The sequence below is a fragment of the Spirillospora sp. NPDC052269 genome, assembly GCF_040679435.1.
Lineage (GTDB): Bacteria > Actinomycetota > Actinomycetes > Streptosporangiales > Streptosporangiaceae > Spirillospora.
In genome coordinates this window covers 263,734-278,086 of sequence record NZ_JBFAUU010000004.1, presented here as the reverse complement: position 1 = coordinate 278,086, position 14,353 = coordinate 263,734, and the positions used below count along the sequence as shown (strand labels likewise).

16 protein-coding genes are annotated in these 14,353 nt (G+C 70.3%); 10 read left to right on the top strand and 6 right to left on the bottom strand.

Annotation, left to right across the window (positions count from 1 at the left end; genetic code table 11):
* Positions 1 to 27 precede the first annotated feature (27 nt).
* The 3 genes from AB0L06_RS10270 (at position 28) to AB0L06_RS10260 (ending at position 4,524) form a co-directional block, all read left to right on the top strand.
* Complete coding sequence (locus tag AB0L06_RS10270) at positions 28 to 2,712, top strand: MMPL family transporter (protein WP_500230642.1); 2,685 nt, start codon at positions 28 to 30, stop codon at positions 2,710 to 2,712.
* Positions 2,702 to 3,730, top strand: coding sequence for an alpha/beta hydrolase (locus tag AB0L06_RS10265; RefSeq protein WP_500230641.1), 1,029 nt, complete (start codon positions 2,702 to 2,704; stop codon positions 3,728 to 3,730). The genes AB0L06_RS10270 and AB0L06_RS10265 overlap by 11 nt, the downstream gene beginning before the upstream one ends.
* Positions 3,731 to 3,831: 101 nt before the next feature.
* Positions 3,832 to 4,524 carry a TetR/AcrR family transcriptional regulator gene (locus tag AB0L06_RS10260; protein ID WP_500230640.1) on the top strand — a complete coding sequence of 231 codons (693 nt, stop codon included), beginning with the start codon at positions 3,832 to 3,834 and terminating at the stop codon, positions 4,522 to 4,524.
* On the opposite strand, the gene AB0L06_RS10255 is transcribed toward AB0L06_RS10260, so the two are convergent.
* A complete protein-coding gene (locus tag AB0L06_RS10255; protein WP_500230639.1) occupies positions 4,491 to 5,069 on the bottom strand; it encodes a TetR family transcriptional regulator in 579 nt (192 codons plus the stop codon). The two genes, AB0L06_RS10260 and AB0L06_RS10255, sit on opposite strands and share 34 nt — an antisense overlap.
* A 158-nt stretch (positions 5,070 to 5,227) precedes the next feature.
* Between AB0L06_RS10255 and AB0L06_RS10250 the strand changes: the two genes are divergently transcribed.
* Positions 5,228 to 5,833: a hypothetical protein gene (locus tag AB0L06_RS10250; protein WP_500230638.1), complete on the top strand. Its 606-nt coding sequence runs from the start codon at positions 5,228 to 5,230 to the stop codon at positions 5,831 to 5,833.
* Between the two features lie 98 nt (positions 5,834 to 5,931).
* Here AB0L06_RS10250 and AB0L06_RS10245 read toward each other — a convergent pair whose 3' ends face one another.
* On the bottom strand, positions 5,932 to 6,159 hold the full coding sequence (locus tag AB0L06_RS10245) for a hypothetical protein (RefSeq protein WP_500230637.1): 228 nt from the start codon (positions 6,157 to 6,159) through the stop codon (positions 5,932 to 5,934).
* Between AB0L06_RS10245 and AB0L06_RS10240 the strand changes: the two genes are divergently transcribed.
* Together AB0L06_RS10240 and AB0L06_RS10235 are read left to right on the top strand one after the other, a co-directional pair.
* Positions 6,158 to 6,553: a hypothetical protein gene (locus AB0L06_RS10240; protein WP_500230636.1), complete on the top strand. Its 396-nt coding sequence runs from the start codon at positions 6,158 to 6,160 to the stop codon at positions 6,551 to 6,553. The genes AB0L06_RS10245 and AB0L06_RS10240 overlap by 2 nt on opposite strands.
* Before the next feature lie 195 nt (positions 6,554 to 6,748).
* Entirely contained in the window at positions 6,749 to 8,638 is a 1,890-nt protein-coding gene (locus tag AB0L06_RS10235) for a Vgb family protein (RefSeq protein WP_500230635.1), read from the top strand.
* A gap of 60 nt (positions 8,639 to 8,698) precedes the next feature.
* Here the strand turns inward: AB0L06_RS10235 and AB0L06_RS10230 are convergent, their stop codons facing one another.
* Positions 8,699 to 9,181 (bottom strand): ATP-binding protein, encoded by a 483-nt coding sequence (locus AB0L06_RS10230; protein ID WP_500230634.1) that lies wholly within the window; start codon positions 9,179 to 9,181, stop codon positions 8,699 to 8,701.
* Entirely contained in the window at positions 9,178 to 9,516 is a 339-nt protein-coding gene (locus AB0L06_RS10225; RefSeq protein ID WP_500230633.1) for a hypothetical protein, read from the bottom strand. Before AB0L06_RS10225 ends, AB0L06_RS10230 begins: the two co-directional genes overlap by 4 nt.
* A 153-nt stretch (positions 9,517 to 9,669) precedes the next feature.
* Here AB0L06_RS10225 and AB0L06_RS10220 point away from each other — a divergent pair, with 153 nt between their 5' ends.
* The 4 genes from AB0L06_RS10220 to AB0L06_RS10205 are packed head-to-tail and all read left to right on the top strand — an operon-like array spanning position 9,670 to position 11,312.
* Entirely contained in the window at positions 9,670 to 10,509 is an 840-nt protein-coding gene (locus AB0L06_RS10220) for a Scr1 family TA system antitoxin-like transcriptional regulator (protein ID WP_500230632.1), read from the top strand.
* Positions 10,506 to 10,709 (top strand): DUF397 domain-containing protein, encoded by a 204-nt coding sequence (locus AB0L06_RS10215; RefSeq protein WP_500230631.1) that lies wholly within the window; start codon positions 10,506 to 10,508, stop codon positions 10,707 to 10,709. Before AB0L06_RS10220 ends, AB0L06_RS10215 begins: the two co-directional genes overlap by 4 nt.
* 60 nt (positions 10,710 to 10,769) lie before the next feature.
* Entirely contained in the window at positions 10,770 to 11,042 is a 273-nt protein-coding gene (locus AB0L06_RS10210; RefSeq protein ID WP_500230630.1) for a DUF397 domain-containing protein, read from the top strand.
* A gap of 9 nt (positions 11,043 to 11,051) precedes the next feature.
* A complete protein-coding gene (locus tag AB0L06_RS10205) occupies positions 11,052 to 11,312 on the top strand; it encodes a hypothetical protein (protein WP_500230629.1) in 261 nt (86 codons plus the stop codon).
* A gap of 132 nt (positions 11,313 to 11,444) precedes the next feature.
* Here the strand turns inward: AB0L06_RS10205 and AB0L06_RS10200 are convergent, their stop codons facing one another.
* Together AB0L06_RS10200 and AB0L06_RS10195 are read right to left on the bottom strand one after the other, a co-directional pair.
* Positions 11,445 to 12,668, bottom strand: coding sequence for a glycosyltransferase (locus AB0L06_RS10200; RefSeq protein WP_500230628.1), 1,224 nt, complete (start codon positions 12,666 to 12,668; stop codon positions 11,445 to 11,447).
* A 9-nt stretch (positions 12,669 to 12,677) separates the two neighbouring features.
* Positions 12,678 to 14,291: an MFS transporter gene (locus AB0L06_RS10195; RefSeq protein ID WP_500230627.1), complete on the bottom strand. Its 1,614-nt coding sequence runs from the start codon at positions 14,289 to 14,291 to the stop codon at positions 12,678 to 12,680.
* Positions 14,292 to 14,353: the final 62 nt, after the last annotated feature.

The window sequence follows — 14,353 nt, the reverse complement described above, 5'->3', positions numbered from 1 at the left end:
GACGCACGAGGAGACTTCAGGAGGGTCATGCTCGGGGGGCTGGGCCGTCTCATCCAACGGCAGCGCTGGACCAGCCTCGTCCTGATCCTGCTGATCACGGTGTTCGCGGCGCTCTGGGGCGCGGGCGTGCTGTCGAAGTTCAAGCAGGGCGGGTTCGAGGATCCCAAGGCGTCCTCGACGACCGTCGCCAAGCTGGGCTCGACCTATTTCGGCAGCACCAACCCCGACGTGCTCGTCCTGTACAAGAGCGACACGATGACCGTGGACGACCCGCGCTACCAGGCGGCGGTGCTCTCCACGGTCGCGCGGCTGCCGAAGGCGAACGTCAGCCAGATCATCTCCTACTGGTCGTTCGAGAAGAGGTCGGACGCCGACAACCTCACCTCGCGCGACCGGCACGAGACGATCGTCTCGCTGAAGATGGCCGGGACGAGCGACACCAGGCGCGGCGAGAACTACCTCGAGGTCAAGGACCACCTCAAGGCGCCCGGCCTCGACACCCGGCTCGGCGGCGCGTTCCCGCTCGGCACCGAGTTCGGCACCCAGGTCGTCACGGACATCGTGCACGCCGAGACGATCACCGCGATCCCGCTGTTCGTCCTGCTCGTGCTGCTGTTCGGCGCGGTCACCGCGTCGCTGCTGCCGCTGGTCGTCGCGATGTTCTCGATCCTCGGCGGCCTGGCCGTCCTGCACCTGGTGACCTACGTCGCGGACGTCACGTCGATGGCGCTGGAAGTCGTCACGATGATGGGCGTCGGCCTCGCCATCGACTACTCGCTGTTCGTGGTGAGCCGGTTCCGCGAGGAGATGGAGCACGGGCAGCTCGCCGCCGGCCTGCCGCCCGGGAAACCCTGGACGCAGGGCGCGACGCGGGCCGACCGGCGGGCGGCGAAGCAGGCGCACCGGGCGCTGCCGCGAGACGAACGGCGGACCGCCCGCAAGGAGTACAAGAGCGCGCTCAAGCCGGTCGTGCGCGGCGCGCTCGGCCGGACGCTCGCCACCGCCGGACGGACGATCATGGTGTCCGGCGTGACCGTCTCCGCCGCGCTCGGCGGGCTGCTGCTGTTCCCGCAGATGTTCCTGCGGACGATCGGCCTCGCCGGGATCGCGACCGTGATGGTCGCGGTGTTCGGCGCGACCGTCCTGCTGCCGACGCTGCTCGCGCTGCTCGGCCCGAAGGTCGAGTTCGGGCGGATGCCGTGGCGGCGGCCGAGCGCCCGCCGCGACCCGGACAGCGGCTTCTGGTTCCGGCTCGGCAGCAGCGTCATGCGGCGTCCGCTGCCGTACTTCGCGGCCGTCGTGGTGATCCTGGGCGTGATGTTCGGGCCGTTCCTGCACGTCCAGTTCGGGGCGGTGGACGCGCGCGTGCTGCCGAAGGACAGCCCGTCCCGCGGGGTGCTCCAGACCGTCCAGAGCCACTTCCCGAACCAGACGGCCGAGCCGATCGACGTCGTCCTGTCCGGGGACCTCGTCCCGCGGCACTGGGCGCCGTCGAAGAAGGGCGACAACATCCCGCCCTTCCTGGAGGACTTCCGCAAGCGGCTCGCCGCGATGCCGGGCGTCACGGACGCCAAGTTCACCGGCTACGCGGGCGACTACCCCGGTGTCCGGATCTCGGTCACGCACAAGTACCAGCCGATGGACGAGCACGCCCAGCGGCTCGTGAAGGACATCCGGCACCTGACCCTGGCCAAGGACGGCGTGCCGATGCGCATCGACGTCGGCGGCAGCACCGCGGGCCAGATGGACCTGATGTCCAGCCTCGTGCGCACCCTGCCGAAGATGGCGCTGTTCGTCGGCGCCGCGACGTTCCTGCTGCTGTTCATGTTCTTCGGCTCGATCGTGCTGCCGCTCAAGGCGATCGTGATGAACGTGCTGTCCATCGGGGCGTCGTTCGGCGCGATCGTGTGGGGCTTCCAGTACGGGCACCTCGCGGGCGTCCTGGACTTCACCCCGACGGGCAGCGTCGAGGCGACCTCGATGATCCTCATCCTGTCCGTCGTGTTCGGCCTGTCGATGGACTACGAGGTCTTCCTGCTCTCCCGGATCCGCGAGGAGTGGGACCGCACCCACGACAACCGCACCGCCGTCACGCGCGGCATGCAGCACACCGGGTCGATCATCACCAGTGCCGCGCTGCTGTTCCTCGTGGTCATCGCCGGGTTCTCGATGGCCGGGATCACCGTGGTCAAGCTGATCGGCGTCGGCATGTTCGTCGCCGTCGTCGTGGACGCGGTGCTCGTCCGGTCGATCCTCGTCCCGGCGACGATGCGGTTCATGGGACGGGCGAACTGGTGGCTGCCGGGCTTCCTCGCCGGGCTGCACGCCGCCCTTGACCTGCGGGAACGGGACGAGCCGCCGGGAGCGCCGCTTGGCACGGCCGCCGCCTCGCGGCCCGAGGCCGCGATCGCGGTCGACTGGAAGAGCACGCCGACTCCCGCCGCGCAGCAGCCCGCGGCGGTCGTGCAGGAGCTCGCGGCGGTCGTGCAGGAGGCCGCGTCGGCCGCGCAGGAGGCCACGCCTCCGGTGCCGCGCCCGGGCACGTCGGAGGCGGCGCCGGACGCGTCCGCGGAAGGCCCCTGGCGGCCCTGGGCGGACGGGCGGCCGGAACCGGGAATCGCTCGTTCGGCCGACACAAAGCGTGAGATAGTGCCCAACCACGATGGTTCGGGCTGGAGCTGGAACACCGTCAAGGAGAACGATGAGTCGTAAGCCGCGTCGCCCTCTCTCCCGCACGATGGCGACGGTGGCCGGGGCCGCCGTCGCAGCCGGTGCGCTTCCCCTGCTCGGCGCGGCCGGGACGGCCGAGGCTGCGACCTTCAAGAAGGCCGACGACGGCGCGTCCATCGCCTCGTACAAGTGGCTGAACACGGGCAAGACCGCCTTCGACTTCACCGTGAGCTCGCCCGCGCTCGGCGCCAAGCGGAACGTCCGCGTGCTGCTGCCGAAGGGCTACAAGTTCTCGTCCACGAAGGCGTGGCCGGTCGTCTACGCCTTCCACGGCGGCAACGACACCTACGTGTCGTGGACGCGTAGTTCCGACATCCAGAGCGTCGCGTCCAAGTGGGGCGTCATCGTGGTGATGCCGGAGGGCGCGAACGGCTCCTACACGAACTGGTTCAACTACGGGAAGGGCGGCACCCCGCGCTGGGAGGACTTCCACATGCGGGAGGTCCGGCAGCTCGTCGAGCGGAACTACCACGCGGGCGCGTCGCGCGCGGTCATGGGCATCTCGTCCGGGGCGCAGGGCGCGTGCACCTACGCCGGACGGTACCCCGGCGAGTTCAAGTTCGCGGCGTGCTTCAGCGGCATCCTGTCGATGAACCTGCCCGGCATCCCGGCGCTGCTCATGTACACCAACACCCGGGAGGGCACCGACCCGTACGCGATCTGGGGCATTCCGCGCATCAACCAGGCGAACTGGGACGCGCACGACCCGGTGAAGCTGCTGTCCAAGGTGCGCGGGACGAAGTTCTACGTTTCGGCGGGCGACGGCTCGCCCGGACCGTTTGACAAGCCGGGCACCGCGCCGTGGGACCTCGGCTACCTCAGCGAGAAGGCCGTCAACCCGACCGTCCAAGACTTCGCGAACCAGGCACGGAAGCTGCACATCCCGATCACGTCGCACATGTACGGGCCGGGACGCCACTCGTGGCCTTACTGGAAGCGCGAGATGCACTCCGCGTGGCCGCAGATCATGCAGTCCATCGGGGCCAAGCCCGTCGCCTGACCTGGGGTCCGGTTCGTCCGCGCGTCTCGGGGGAGCGTGCCTTCGCGTTCGGCAAGTAGGGTGGACGCGACGGCTCGTGAGCGGAGGAGCGCGCGGACGCCATGTTGGGGCTCCCGGAAACACCACTGCCCGGCACCCGGTCGGCACTGGAACCGGGCCGGGCCATCAAGCCCGGACGCCACGGGCTCCCGCCGGAGACGGTGGCGGCCATCCAGCGTGACCGGCTGATCGACGCGTTCGTCCAGGTCGTCGCCGAGCGCGGCTACGCGGGGGCCACGATCGGCCGGATCACCGACGCCGCGGGCGTCACCAAGAAGACGTTCTACACGCACTTCACCGAACTGGACGACTGCTTCCTCGCCGCCTACGAAGGCGGCACGGAGATCGTCCTGGAGGGCATGGCGGCCGCGTTCGCCGCCGAGCGCGGCTGGCCCGAGGGCATCCGCGCCGCGCTCCGGACCGTCCTGCGCATGCTGGCGGACGCCCCGCCGTTCGCGCGCATGGCGATGGTCGAGGTGAACGCGGCGGGCCCGCGCGTCCGGCGCGCGCGGATCGAGTGCATGGAACGCTTCCGCGCGTTCTTCGCCGGTCCCGGCGAGGTGTCGGTGCCGACCGTGGTGGCGGACGCCGTCGTCGGCGGCGTCTACAGCGCCATCTACGTCCAGATCGACAAGGGCGAGACGACCGATCTGCCCGAACTGCTGCCCCAGCTCACCTACTTCGCGTTGATGCCGCTCATCGGACGCCGCGCCGCCGCCCGCTACCTGGAGGCGGCTCCCGAGGTCGCGAAGTAGCCGAGCGCGAACGCGGCGAGCGCGGGAGCGAGGTCGGGGAGTTCCCGCGTCCGGCCCGCGGCGACGCTCGCGTAGACCGTCCCGTAGAGGCCGCCGATGATCGCGTCCCGGACGACGTCCGGCAGCACCCCGGCGCCGGGGCACCGGAGCACCGCGCGCAGGCCGCTGAGGAACCGGACCCGCTCGCGGCGGACGCGCGGACCGGCCGAGCTGACGTCCAGGACGCAGGCGTGCGCGTGCTCGGGGGACGCGGCGATCATCGCGAGCACGGTGGCGAGCGCGGCGGAGAACCCGGCGCGCCAGTCGGATCCGGCCGCCCGGAACGCCGCGTCCGCGCGCGTCCGCAACAGGCCGGTGGAGTGCCGGTACAGCGCGACGAAGCAGTCGTCCAGGTCGGTGAACCGGGCGTGGAAGGCCGCCTCGCTCAGCCCGGCGGCGGCGGCCACGTCGCGGGGGCTCGTCCGGGAGTAGCCGCGCGCGGCCACGGTGCGCGCGAAGGCGCCGAGGAGTAGCTCGTGTTCGTGTTCGTGATCGGGTGTCGTCATCGAGGGCTCCGCTTCGGACCGCCGCTCCCCGGCGTCCGGATCCGGACGCCTTCCTGACTCAGGTTGACATGAAACACCACTTGGTTTCTAGTGGCTCTCAGAACAGCCGCATCCGGCCGGTGCATCCACCCCACCCGTCCCGAGAGAGGACGCAGCACATGCCTTCGCGGATCATCAGCACGGCCCTGGCCACCGCAGCCGCCACCACGGGCCTCGTCGGCCTCGCCGTTGCCCCGGCCTCCGCCGCCGGCGGCATCTCCCCGGTCAGCACTCACATCACGGCCACCAGCACCAACGTCAAGTTCGCCGGATCCCTGGGCGGGCTGTTCAACTTCTCGGTCACCTGCGCCACGGCGACCGTCCAGTTCGACACCCCGGCCTCGGGCTACGGCCCGGTGAACCTGAACCCGGCCACGCCGGGCAACCCCAGCTTCATCAACTGCAAGGACAACTTCGGCGGAACCGCGACCATCACGCCGCACGGCGTCTGGACGATCTCCGCCACCGGTGGGACCTCGCCCACCGTCACCGTCACCATCCCCACCGGAGGGGCGACCTTCACCACCTCCACGCTGCCGGGCTGCACGGTCACCGCCGCGCCGTCCGCGCCGGCGCCGATCAGCGGTCCGTACACCAACCCGCCGACCGCCTCGATGGCCCTCAGCGCCTCGGTGCCCTTCTCCGGGGTCGGCTGCGGTTCCCTCAGTCCGACCGGAAGCGTGACCGGCACCTTCACTACGAGCCCGGCGGTCACCATCACCTGACCCTCGCCTGAACGGGCCGTCCGGCGACCCCGGGCGGCCCGTCCTGCCTTCCGGCATGACAAGCGGCGCCTCCGTGCCATCGGTCCGGCGCCCTCACATCATCTGCTCTTGGAGAGGACACGGGGCATGGCTTCGCGGATCGCTGGTTTCACTATGGCCGTCACCGCCGCCACGGCCGGGACGGTCGCCCTCGCGGCCGGGCCGGCCTTCGCCGGAGGCGGCATCACCCCTTCCAATACCGCGGTCGTGGCGGTGAGTGCCGGTACCACCTTCGAAGCCTCGATGTCGTCCCTCCCGTTCACGATGAGCTGTTCAGTGGCGTCCATGGCGTTCACCACCCCGGGCTCGGGCTACGGCCCGGTCGACATGTCCCTTCCGACCTTCGGCACCAGTACGGCGCCGTGTAAGGACAACTACGGCGGCATCGTGACCGTGACGGCCAGCGGCGCGTGGACTCTGACCGCCGCTCCCGGTGTGCCGGCCACGGTCTCAGTGACCATCCCGCAGGGTGGGCTGGACATCCGGACGTCGACTCTCCAGGCGTGCTGGTTCACCGTCGCCCCGAAGGGGCCGGTGACGATATCCGGCGTCCTCGCCAATGGTCAGATCAGCTTCAAAAATGTCCCGCTGCCCATCTCCAACTCCTGTGCCTCGTCGTTCGGCTCGACCATCACCTTGTCCGGCGGCTACACCACGAGTCCCGCGATCGGCGTTTCGTGAGCCATTCCAGGCAGGGCCGCCCGCCGGTCCGGGGGCCTTGTGTCTGTCTCGGCGGGGCGGACGTGGTGGGGCGGGTGCGGTTGACAGCGGGGTGCGGAATGGCCGGTTGAGGTCGCTGTGCGGTGAATGTCTTGACCTGAGACACCCCCAGGTTTCTATTGGGGCCCACGGATCTTGACTGAAGGAGGCGATGGCATGCGCCGTCGACGCAATCGCGCCGCGGCCGTGGCGCTCACGGCCGTCCTCGGCACGGCCCCCGTGGCCCTGCCGTCCGCCGCCCACGCGGCGGACCCGACCGAGTTCGGGCTCTCCATCCCGGACGTCACGCCGACCGGAATCGCGGCGGCGAGCGGTGGCGGCGCCTGGTTCACCGAGACCCAGGGGGGCATCGGCCGGGTCGACGCGAACGGGAAGATCACCGAGTACCCGGTTCCGAGGAACTCGGCCAAGGGCACCGGGTTCCCGGACGCGATCGCCACCGCCTCCGACGGCGCGGTGTGGTTCACCGACGTGTCCGGCCAGGTGCCGAGGGTCGGACGGGTCGACCCGTCGACCGGCGCGGTGTCGACGTTCGAGCCGTCCGCGGACGCGCTCCCGAACGCGAGCATCAGCGGGATCGCGGCGGGCGCGAACGGCGCCATGTGGTTCGCGACCGGGTACAACGGGTCGATCGTGAAGATCACGGCCTCGGGTTCGGCGGGCGTCCTCACGACCTTCGCCACCGGCCTCACCCCGTACTCGGTGACCGTCGGTCCCGACCAGGCCGTGTGGTTCACCTCGCAGGACGGCCAGATCGGACGGCTCGACCCGGCGACCGGCGCGGTCACCACCTACGCCCCGCCCGGCGCGGTGGGCGGAGCCCCCTCGCTCGGCGAGATCACCTCGGGCGGCGGCAAGGTCTGGTTCACCGAGCCGGGCAACGGCAAGATCGGCTCGGTGGACCCGGCGTCCGGGCAGATCACCGAGTACGCCGTGCCGACCAGCGGCGCGCGCCCGACCGGCCTGACGGTGCGTCCGGACGGTTCGGTCTGGTTCACCGAATCGTCCTCGTCCAACATCGGCATGCTCGACCCGACCAGCGGCCAGATCAGTGAGTACCCGCTGCCCGCCACCCTCTCGGACCCGTTCCGGCTGACGAACGGGGCGGACGGCAAGATCTGGTACACCGCGCCCGGCCGGGGCCGGGTCGGCTACGTGGATCCGGCCGACCCGCCGTCCGGCTTCCCGCACTCGGCGACGCCCGGGTACGGTCCGGGCTTCCCGACCATGGTCTCGGCGACCCAGAACCGCTGCCCGAGCAGCAGCCTCTGCATCTCGCAGGTCACCACGGGCGGCAACACGAAGATCGGGTCGTTCGCGCTGGCCCTGCCTCCCGCGGCGATCCGGATCACCGGGTACATCGGCGCCCCCGACTCGACCGGCAACCCCGTGCTGAACCCGCCGGTGAGCGGCAAGCAGTTCGAAGGCACGCCGGTGGACGTGCCGGGTGGCATGATCGGTCAGCTGCCGCTGATCGGCCCGATCCTCGGCAAGAGCCCGGCGGCGATGTGGGCGGTCAACAAGCTCACCGTGAGCCAGACCCTCGCCGGGCCGGTTCACGTCCTGCAGGTCCCCGGCGGGTTCGGCGCGGACACCAGCATCAACATCCACCTCAACAACGACCTGCTCGGCGCGAACTGCGTGATCGGCCCGGTGCACGCCACGCTCTCCCCGACCTTCACCGGCGGCAGCTTCCTCAACGACCCGCAGCTCGGCTGGGCGGGCGGCCAGATGGAGATCAACGCGCCGATCGCCATCCCCAAGGCGCACGGCTGCGGCCCGTTCAGCATCCTGGACGGCGTCATCAACCAGATGATGGGCCTGCCCTCGCCGGCGGCGAACAACAGCATGAACCTCACCGGCATCCTCACCTTCGGCATCGGCAGCAACGCCTCCAACGTGCCGGACTCGTTGAAGGCCAGCCCGTCCAACCCGACGGTCGCCAAGCTCCGCGCCGCGCTCCAGGCCCAGACCAAGAAGCGCGCCGCCAAGCCCGCGGCCCACATCGCCAAGAAGCACACCTACAAGCTCAAGGCCCGCCACTGACCCAACGTGGCTTCTAGCCTGAGCGAGGGACCAGCCTGCGAATCCCAGGCTGGTCCCTCGCTATGAGGCGGCAGACAGAGAGAGGTCGAACGGGTCGGCGAGCGGCTCGTCCAGCGCGACCTCGATCCAGACCCTGTGCCCGAGCGCCGGGCTGCCTTCGACCCCCATCCGCTGGACCAGCTGCGACACCGTGTACAGGCCGCGTCCGCTCGTGGCGAGCAGGTCCACCGGTTCCAGGACGGTCGGGACGCCCCGTCCGCCGTTGTCGACCACCGCGATGTAGGCGGGATCGTCGTACACCAGCTCAAGACCGAACCAGCCTCCGTCCTCGCAGGTGCGCGTGTGCCGGATCGTGTTCGCGGTCAGCTCGGCGACCGCGAACTCCACCACGTCCATGCATCCCGTTCCGGCGAACATCTGTGCGGCGAAGTCCCGCGCGGCCACCGCCTCCTCCGGACGTCCGGCGAACGTGCGCCGCCACCGCATCTCGTCCGGCCCCCACAGCCACTCGCCCGCCGATCCCCTTCGAACGCTCGCCATCATGCGTCCGGGGTGTGCTCGGCGTGCTTGCCCTTGAGCCACACGAGCACCGACTGAAGATCGTCGGATTCGGCGATCCACTCGCCGCCGTCGCCGTAGAACCACGTCCTGCCATCATCGCCCGCTCGCGTTCCGTGGAAAACGCGGGACGGAGCGCGGCGTCCACGATCGAGCCGGACGTAGAAGTTCCGTCCGTTGTCGCAGGTGCTGATCTCGACGGGCAGCCGGTGAGCGCTCGCCGCGCCGTGCAGCACGACCAGCCGCGGATCCGGTTCGCCGTGAAGGCCGACCAGCGGCGCATTGGATAGCGGATCGTTCGGTCGATCGAGACTGGCCATGGGAAATCTCCGTCCTCGAAAACGCGGAAACCACCCTCAGAGTCTGTGACGGTGTGCCTACGCTCGGCTACGAAGCACAGCAAGGACCGCAGCAAGCGATGCCCGGTGATTCCCAAGCCAGGGCGTCTCTGCCGACTCCCCGGAGGTCACGACGTGCCGAGACGAAGCCCGCCGATCCAGCCCCACGACCTGCCCACCTTCTTCGCCGCGCAGCTCCGGAAACGTCGCAGCAAGGCCGGACTGTCCATGGACGCCCTCGGCGACGAGATGGGCTACACGGGCACCTGGATCTGGCAAGTGGAGAACTGCGCCGAGAAGCCGTCCCGCAAGTTCGGAACGGACTGTGACACGTACTGGCAGACGGACGAATGGTTCGAGGACTTGGCCAAAGCCATCGAACGGCCCGGCGAGCCTGCTCCGGCCCCGGTTCCCGGCTTCGACGAGTTCCAGGCACGGGAGCTTCAGGCTTCCTCAATCCGCAGGTGGGAGGCCGATCTGATCGCGGGTCTTCTCCAGACCGAAGATTATGCGCGGGCGGTTTGTACCTCCGCCCAGCGCACGGCCGCGCAGACCGACGCCATGGTGCGGGGACGCATGGAACGCCAGGCGGCAGTCCTCGACCGCGACAATCCGCCGCGCCTGTGGGTCGTCCAGGACGAGCACGCTCTTCGCTCGGCGGTCGCGCCGCTCGAAGTGATGCGCGCTCAGTGGCAGCACCTCATCGAGCTTGCCAGCCGTCCTCGGGTGCACCTCCAGGTCGTTCCGGACGGCATCGGCTACCACGAGGGAAAGGAAGGCTCGTTCACAGTCCTGAACTTCGAGCACGGCACACACGACGTCGCCTACATGGAAGCGGGCGGCCATGGCCAGTTGCTTGAGGAGGTGGAAACGGTAGCCTCCTATGCGGAACGGTTGGAGTTGATCAGGAACGTCGCGCTGACGACGTCAGCGACGATCGAGCTGGTCACGGCCCTTTGGGAGAGCAGCCAGTGAACACCGACCCCACTCGCACCACGTGGCGTAAGAGCACCTACAGCGGCGGCAGCGGCGGAGAGTGCGTCGAAGTCGCCGACCTGGCACCCGTCATCGGCGTCCGCGACTCGAAAGACCCTCACGGTCCGCATCTGACCCTCGGTCCGGCGCAGTTCGACACACTCATCGATGTTCTGAAATCCGGCCGGTTCGACCGATAGCGGTCAGCCGGTCATCGCCAGGCAGCGACCCAGGTCACCATCAGATCTGGAGGGCAGTCGATGAACATGGATCCAGCTCGTGCAACCTGGCGTAGGAGCAGCTACAGCGGCGGCAGTGGCGGGCAGTGCGTCGAGGTCGCGGACTTGCACGCCATCTGGCGTAAGAGCAGCCACAGCGGTGGTAGCGGCGGAGACTGCGTCGAGATCGCCGACTTGGCGGCCGCTATTGGCGTTCGTGACTCCAAGGACCCCGGTGGTCCGGTCCTGGTGGTCTCCCGGGGCGAGGCGGTTGAACTGATGAATCGCGTCCGGCGTCGTGGTGGGCGAGTCTAGGGTCGTGGGATGAGCAACCTGTGGCGCTGCTACACCTGGCAGGGACCGGTGGACTCGGGACGGGGCGACGCCGAATCGGTGGAGGACTGGAACAGTCCTGAGGGCGCGGTGGAGTTCCTGCGCGGACACCTGTCGGCGCAGGGCGACTACTCCAGCGATGCGCTCGTCGACGCCCTGACCGAGCTTCGCCAGGGTGCTCCGGTGAGGTTGCACCGCGGCCTCAACAACGGGGACACCCTTCATCTGGAAGTGGTCCCGGAGACCGTCTGACCGCTCGTCGTTGGCCCCGTCGCGTTCGCGCGGCGGGGCCGCTTGGTTTGTGGGGGTGACGTTTCACAGCTCGGCTTGGGCGCGAGGGGCGACGGCGGCCTCAACGTCATGGGGCTGCCTGGTGGTGTGTGGCTACAGGTGGTCTAGGAGTTCGACGGCTCGGTCGACGCCGTTCTCGGCGCGGAGGCGGGCGCCCAGGTCGGCGGCGCGGGTGCTCATTGTTTCGCTGGTTGTTGCTTTGCGGATGGCGGCGGCGAGGTTCGGGGCGGTCAGGGTTTTGAAGGGGACGGGGCTTGGGCCTGCGCCCAAGGCGGTTACTCGGTCGGCCCAGTAGGGCTGGTCGCCGAAGAACGGGGTGATGACGGACGGGACGCCTGCGCGGAGGCCGGCGGCCGTCGTGCCTGCGCCGCCGTGGTGGACGACGGCGGCCGTGCGGGGGAAGAGCCAGGTGTGCGGGACGTCCTGGACGGCCAGGATGTCGTCGTCCGAGGTCGCCGGGTCGCCCTGGACGATCCCGCGGACGCCTGCCAGGCGGAGGGCGGTCCGGACCGTGAGGTCGGTCAGGCGGGCATCCTTCGGGACCATGCTGCCGAAGCCGGCGTAGACGGGCGGCGGGCCGTCGGCGAGGAAGGCGGCCAGGTCGTCCGGTGGGGTGAAGCCCGGGTCGTCCAGCGTCCAGTAGCCGGTGAGGTGGACGTGGGCGGGCCAGTCCGGCGGGCGGGGGACGACGTGTTCGCTGAAGCAGGCCAGGACGAGGGGTTCGTCGCGGGGTGCGCCTCGGAGGGGGAGCGGGGGCAACCCCAGGGACTCGCGGCGCCAGGGGTTGAGGAACGGGCGGGAGAGCTGCCAGGCGATCTGGTCGACGGCCGTGAAGCTCGCGCGGTTGCCGGGGCCGCCGAGGGAGCGCGGGACGAAGGGGTGCGGGAACGCGCCGGTCGGGTGGCTCGGCTGGAAGTGGATCAGGGCCCACGGGACGTTCAGGTGCTCGCCGATGTGGCGGGGGAGCAGGCCGAGCGTGGGGCCGAGGAGGAGGTCGGCGTCCTTGGATCCGGCGAGGCACTCGTCCAGGAGGCGGCGGGCGGCGGGGCCGAGGATGCGGCGGAATCCGGTCAGGAAGCGGACCGGGTTGCGGCCGCCCGCGAGGAGTTCCTGGCCCGCGTCCGAGGTGAGGATCTCGGTGGGGTCGACGGTCAGGGGCGCGAGGTCGAGGCCGGCGGAGTGCGCGAGGGGCGCGTAGCGGGCGCTGGCGACGAGGCGGACCCGGTCGCCGCGGGCGGCGAGGGCGCGGCCGAGGGCGACGCACGGCTGGATGTCGCCGCGGGAACCGGCGGCGAAGATGACGATCGTCCGGGGCATCGGTGTCTCCTACCAGGCGTCGCCGCGGGGGATGCGGTGCGGCCCGGTCGCGGTCGCCTCGCCTTCCTCGGGATCGTACGGGCGGTACCAGCCCTCGGGGGGAGGGGGGAAGCCGCGGCGGACGTTCTCGTCCAGGTAGGAGTGCAGCGCGGAGTGACCGCGTCGTGGAGCGGTCTCGTGTCCGAGGCGTGATGGGTTGCCTGCCGCGACCAGCACGTCCTCCTGGACGGGCGCGGACGCCGACTCCCGCAGTTCGTGCTTGCGCGGGAGCGTGGTGGCGCTGATCAGGCCGCCGACCGCGACGAGGGCCGCGCCGAGGAGCAGGCCGGACGAGATGCCGTGGCGGAAGCGTTCCATCGCCGCGGCCGACGCGTGTCCGGGCAGGTCGTGGATCAGGACGCCGACGATCGCGATGCCGAACGCGCCGGACGCCTCGCGGATCACGTTGAGGATGCCGCTGGCGACGCCGGTCCGCTCGTCCGGGATGGCCTTGAGGACGTACATCGCGAGCGGCATGACCAGCGCGGACCCGGCGCCGACGGTCAGGACGCCGGGGAGCAGGTCGGTGTAGCCGTCGCCGCGCCGGATGAGCGAGAACCAGGACATGCCGAGCGCCATCAGGCCCATGCCGGCGCCGATCGTGATCCTCGGGCCGGCGCGTCCGGCGAGCCAGAACGCGACCGGGGTCAGCCCCACGATGACGAACGCGGCGGGCAGCAGGACCAGGGACGACTCGAGCGCCGTGAAGCCCAGGTAGTCCTGCATGAAGGTGGCCGAGTAGAACAGCAGGGCCGTGAAGCCCATGCCCTGGAGCATCTGGGACAGCAGCCCGCCGACGAACACCCGGTTCCGGAAGAAGCCGAGGCTGATCATCGGGTCGGGCGCCCACCGCTCGACCATGACGAAGCAGGCGGACGCGACGACGGCGAGCGCGAACACGCCCAGCACGGGACGGGCCGCCCAGCCGTCCCGCTGGACGGCCTCCAGCCCGTAGACCAGCGCGAACAGCGCCGTCGCGGAGATCAGGACGCCCGGCATGTCCACCCGGGCGTTCGCGTTCTCGGCCTTGGACGTCAGCACCACCGCGCCGAGCACGATCACCAGGATGCCCGGGACGATGTTGACGAGGAAGATCCAGTTCCACGACCAGTAGGTCACGATGGACGCGCCGATCGGGCCGCCGAGGGCGGTCGCCGAGCCGCCCGCCGCGACCCAGACGATCGTGCCGAGCGACCGCTGCCTGTCGGTGCGTCCGACGGTGACCATGACGAGGGTCGCGGGGAGCGCGAGCGCGGCGCCCGCGCCCTGCAGGACGCGCGCGAGGATGAGGATCCCGGCGTCCGGGGCGAAGCCGCAGACCGCGGACGCGGCCGTGAAGATCGCCATGCCGGTGGTGAAGCCGACCCGGCAGCCGTAGATGTCGGTGATCCGGCCCCCGGCGACCATCAGGCACGAGAACATCAGCATGTAGCCGGTCGTGACCCACTCGGCGGCCGATCCGGACATTCCCAGGTCGCGGCGGATCGTCGGGATCGCCTGGATGACCACCGTGTTGTCCATGGTGGTCACGAAGGCGCTGACGGTGACGACGAGCAGTGCCCACCGGTATCGTCCTCGGGTCACGTCGGCCGCCGCTTCCCCCCGTTGAGCGTGAGTGGTATTGGTGCCCAACTATCCCATCTGCC

Coding starts and splice junctions, on each gene's coding strand:
- AB0L06_RS10230 (WP_500230634.1), bottom strand. CDS start 9,181: ATGATGGCGAGCGTTCGAAGGGGATCGGCGGGCGAGTGGCTGTGGGGG.
- AB0L06_RS10255 (WP_500230639.1), bottom strand. CDS start 5,069: ATGACGACACCCGATCACGAACACGAACACGAGCTACTCCTCGGCGCC.
- AB0L06_RS10210 (WP_500230630.1), top strand. CDS start 10,770: ATGAACATGGATCCAGCTCGTGCAACCTGGCGTAGGAGCAGCTACAGC.
- AB0L06_RS10225 (WP_500230633.1), bottom strand. CDS start 9,516: ATGGCCAGTCTCGATCGACCGAACGATCCGCTATCCAATGCGCCGCTG.
- AB0L06_RS10260 (WP_500230640.1), top strand. CDS start 3,832: ATGTTGGGGCTCCCGGAAACACCACTGCCCGGCACCCGGTCGGCACTG.
- AB0L06_RS10205 (WP_500230629.1), top strand. CDS start 11,052: ATGAGCAACCTGTGGCGCTGCTACACCTGGCAGGGACCGGTGGACTCG.
- AB0L06_RS10200 (WP_500230628.1), bottom strand. CDS start 12,668: ATGCCCCGGACGATCGTCATCTTCGCCGCCGGTTCCCGCGGCGACATC.
- AB0L06_RS10265 (WP_500230641.1), top strand. CDS start 2,702: ATGAGTCGTAAGCCGCGTCGCCCTCTCTCCCGCACGATGGCGACGGTG.
- AB0L06_RS10245 (WP_500230637.1), bottom strand. CDS start 6,159: ATGGACGCCACTGAACAGCTCATCGTGAACGGGAGGGACGACATCGAG.
- AB0L06_RS10235 (WP_500230635.1), top strand. CDS start 6,749: ATGCGCCGTCGACGCAATCGCGCCGCGGCCGTGGCGCTCACGGCCGTC.
- AB0L06_RS10250 (WP_500230638.1), top strand. CDS start 5,228: ATGCCTTCGCGGATCATCAGCACGGCCCTGGCCACCGCAGCCGCCACC.
- AB0L06_RS10270 (WP_500230642.1), top strand. CDS start 28: ATGCTCGGGGGGCTGGGCCGTCTCATCCAACGGCAGCGCTGGACCAGC.
- AB0L06_RS10240 (WP_500230636.1), top strand. CDS start 6,158: ATGGCGTTCACCACCCCGGGCTCGGGCTACGGCCCGGTCGACATGTCC.